Source organism: Mycolicibacterium arseniciresistens (assembly GCF_030519285.1).
GTDB lineage: Bacteria > Actinomycetota > Actinomycetes > Mycobacteriales > Mycobacteriaceae > Mycobacterium > Mycobacterium arseniciresistens.
Genome location: NZ_JAUMSQ010000462.1, coordinates 1 through 3,320, shown reverse-complemented (window position 1 = coordinate 3,320; position 3,320 = coordinate 1). Strand labels below are relative to the sequence as shown.

The 3,320-nt window shown below is 70.6% G+C and carries 3 protein-coding genes and 1 pseudogene; 1 reads left to right on the top strand and 3 read right to left on the bottom strand.

The features are described from left to right. The 3 genes and pseudogenes from Q2100_RS30460 to pafA all read right to left on the bottom strand — a co-directional run. Nucleotides 1–447: pseudogene (locus Q2100_RS30460) on the bottom strand (protein pafC); the annotation flags it as partial. Then, nucleotides 444–1,439: a helix-turn-helix transcriptional regulator gene (locus Q2100_RS30455; RefSeq protein WP_302917015.1), complete on the bottom strand. Its 996-nt coding sequence runs from the start codon at nt 1,437–1,439 to the stop codon at nt 444–446. The gene Q2100_RS30455 and the pseudogene Q2100_RS30460, both read right to left, overlap by 4 nt. A 93-nt stretch (nt 1,440–1,532) precedes the next feature. Further along, the gene (gene pafA, locus Q2100_RS30450; RefSeq protein ID WP_264012757.1) at nt 1,533–2,891 is read right to left on the bottom strand and encodes a Pup--protein ligase; all 1,359 of its coding nucleotides are present in this window, start codon (nt 2,889–2,891) and stop codon (nt 1,533–1,535) included. A gap of 206 nt (nt 2,892–3,097) precedes the next feature. Here pafA and Q2100_RS30445 point away from each other — a divergent pair. Further along, a partial coding sequence (locus Q2100_RS30445) for a DUF7162 family protein (RefSeq protein ID WP_302917014.1) occupies nt 3,098–3,320 on the top strand: 223 nt, incomplete at its 3' end.

The window sequence follows — 3,320 nt, the reverse complement described above, 5'->3', positions numbered from 1 at the left end:
CGCGGCGGCCGCCTCGCTCTCCGCCGGGGCGCGCTCGTCGACGGCGGTCACCGCATCGCCGATGTCATGACCGGCGGCGCCGGCTGCCGACTCGATCTTGGCGATCGCGCTGCGCGCCGCCTCGGGGTCGACCATGCCGGGCACGTCGACCAGTGCCCGCAGCGCCACCAGCACGCCGGTCGCCTCCGGGGAGGTCAGCCGCAGCGGATGGTCGATGCCCGCGGAGAAGGTCACTTCGATGGTGTCGCCGGAGAATTCGAAGTCGATGAGGTCGCCGGGGCCGTAACCGGGCAGACCGCACATCCACAGCTGGTTGATGTCCTCACGGAGCTGCCCGACGGAGACACCGAGGTCGGATGCGGCCTCCGCGTAGGTGATCCGCGGGTTGGCCTGGAAGTACGGGACCATGTTGAGCAGCCGCACCAGCCGCGTCGAGACGGCGCTCATGACGTCACTCCGCTCTCGGCGTGTGCCCGCAGCCGGGCCAGCACGTCCTCGCGCAGCGACTCCGGCTCCAGCGCAACGGCATCGGCGCCGAAGCTGGCGATCTCGCGGGCCAGCCGGTCGGTCATGCCGATGTCGACGGCGATCTCCTCGCCGGGGCGGCCCGCCAGCGTGCGGGGCCCGATCACGGTGGCCTGCCTGCGCAGCGCGGTGGCGCGGCCGTCGGCCACCCACACCTTGGCCTGCCCTCCGGTGGGCCATTCGGCCACCGCCCGGTGCACGATGTCGCGCAGGTCCACGCCGTCGGGCATGCGGACGGCGCCGACCGGGCCGATGGCGGTGACCTCGGCGCCGATCCGCGACAGCCGGAAGGTGCGGGTGGCGTCGCGATCGCGGTCGTGGCCGACGAGATACCAGCGACCGCGGTAGGTCAGCACGCCCCACGGCTCGACGGTGCGGGTGGTGTAGGGCTCGCTGCGCGACGGCCGGTGGCCGAACTGCACGGCCCGGCCGGCGTCGATGGCGGCCAGCAGGACCCCGAGCACCTCCTCGGATCCGCGCAGACCCGGCAGCGCCGCGGTGGAGGTGATCGCCACGCCGTCGGCGACGTCGACGTCGGCGCCGGCCGCCCGCAGTTTGAGCAGCGCGCCCTGCGTGGCGGTGATCAGCTCGGGCGACTCCCACAGCTGGGTGGCGACCGCGACGGCCGCCGCCTCGTCGGCGCTGAGCTCGACGGCGGGCAGCGCGTAGGCGTCGCGGTTGATCCGGTACCCCTCGGTGGGGTCGAACTGGGAGACGCGGCCGGTCTCCAGCGGGATGCCGAGGTCGCGCAGCTCGTTCTTGTCCCGCTCGAACATCCGCGCAAACGCCTCGTCGCTGGGGCTGTCGGCATAACCGGCGACCACCTGACGGATGCGGTCGGCCGTGATGAAGGTGCGGGTCGACAGCAGCGCGATCACGAGGTTCATCAATCGTTCGACTTTGGAGGTCGCCACACAGTCAAGCCTAGGGCTTGTGCTGTCCGTTTCCTCGCACCGGCGGGGCCGCGAGCAGAACGAAGCGAGTGCTCCGCGCAGCCGCTCGGCGCCCTACATGCTGGCGATGAGGCGCTTGACCCGCTCGTCGACCGACCGGAACGGGTCCTTGCACAGCACCGTGCGCTGAGCCTGGTCGTTCAGCTTGAGGTGCACCCAGTCGACCGTGAAGTCGCGGCCGGCTTCCTGTGCCGCGCTGATGAACTCGCCGCGCAGCTTGGCCCGGGTGGTCTGCGGTGGGGTGTCCACCGCCGCCTCGATGTCCTCGTCGGTGGTGATCCGGGTGGCCAGGCCCTTGCGCTGCAGCAGGTCGAACACACCGCGGCCGCGTTTGATGTCGTGGTACGCCAGGTCGAGCTGGCTGATCTTCGGGTCGGACAGCTCCATGTCGTAGCGGTCCTGGTAGCGCTGGAACAGCTTGCGCTTGATCACCCAGTCGATCTCGGTGTCGACCTTGGCGAAGTCCTGGCTCTCCACCGCGTCGAGCTGGCGGCCCCACAGGTCGACGACCTGCTCGATCTGGGAGTCCGGCTCGCGGGTCTGCAGGTACTCGACGGCCCGGGCGTAGTACTCGCGCTGGATGTCCAGGGCGCTGGCCTGACGCCCGCCGGCCAGCCGCACCGGCCGCCGCCCGGTCAGGTCATGGCTGACCTCGCGGATGGCGCGGATCGGGTTGTCCAGGGAGAAGTCGCGGAACGGAACGCCGGCCTCGATCATCTCGAGCACCAGCGACGCGGTGCCCACCTTGAGCATGGTGCTGGACTCGCACATGTTGGAGTCGCCGACGATGACGTGCAGCCTGCGGTACTTCTCGGCGTCGGCGTGCGGCTCGTCGCGGGTGTTGATGATCGGCCTGCTGCGGGTGGTCGCGCTCGACACGCCCTCCCAGATGTGTTCGGCGCGCTGGCTGAGGCAGAACGTCGCGGCCTTCGGCGTCTGCAGCACCTTGCCCGCGCCGCAGATCAGCTGGCGTGTCACCAGGAACGGCAGCAGCACGTCGGAGATGCGGGAGAACTCGCCGGCGCGCACGATCAGGTAGTTCTCGTGGCAGCCGTAGGAGTTGCCCGCCGAGTCGGTGTTGTTCTTGAACAGGTAGATGTCGCCGCCGATGCCCTCGTCGGCCAGCCGCTGTTCGGCGTCGATGAGGAGGTCCTCGAGCACCCGCTCGCCGGCACGGTCGTGGGTCACCAGTTGGGTGAGGTTGTCGCATTCGGCGGTGGCGTACTCGGGGTGGCTGCCCACGTCGAGGTACAGGCGCGCGCCGTTGCGCAGGAAGACGTTGGAACTGCGGCCCCACGACACCACCCGGCGGAACAGATACCGGGCGACCTCGTCCGGACTGAGCCGGCGATGGCCGTGGAACGTGCAGGTCACGCCGAATTCGGTTTCAATGCCCATGATTCGTCGCTGCACACTGTCGAGCTTACGGGGTGCCGTGCGGTACATGCGGGCAAGCCGTCGAACGCGCGCCGCGGCGACTGGCGTTGACACTGCCGTCACCGATTGTCACGGCTGCGCGACGATCGCACTGGTCCGGGCGCCGACGTGTCTCCGTGGAGGCGGCGCGGCCCCTGTGGATAACGTCGGCGCCGCCCACCCGGAATCTGTCAGCATGAGGCATGGGGGGACACACCGAGGTCGATCCGGGCCGGCTGCGGGCGTCGGCCGATTCCGTGCGGCGCGCCGCCGACGAGCTCGGCGGCTTCCGTTGGCCGACACTGGATGTCGAGGCTCTGCGCGGGTCCGACGTCGGGCAGTCGGCGGTGCCTGCGGTGCTCACGGCCAGGGCCGCCGGCCTGGTGACGGCGCTACGGGACTGGGCGGACGCAGCGGTGGCCGCGG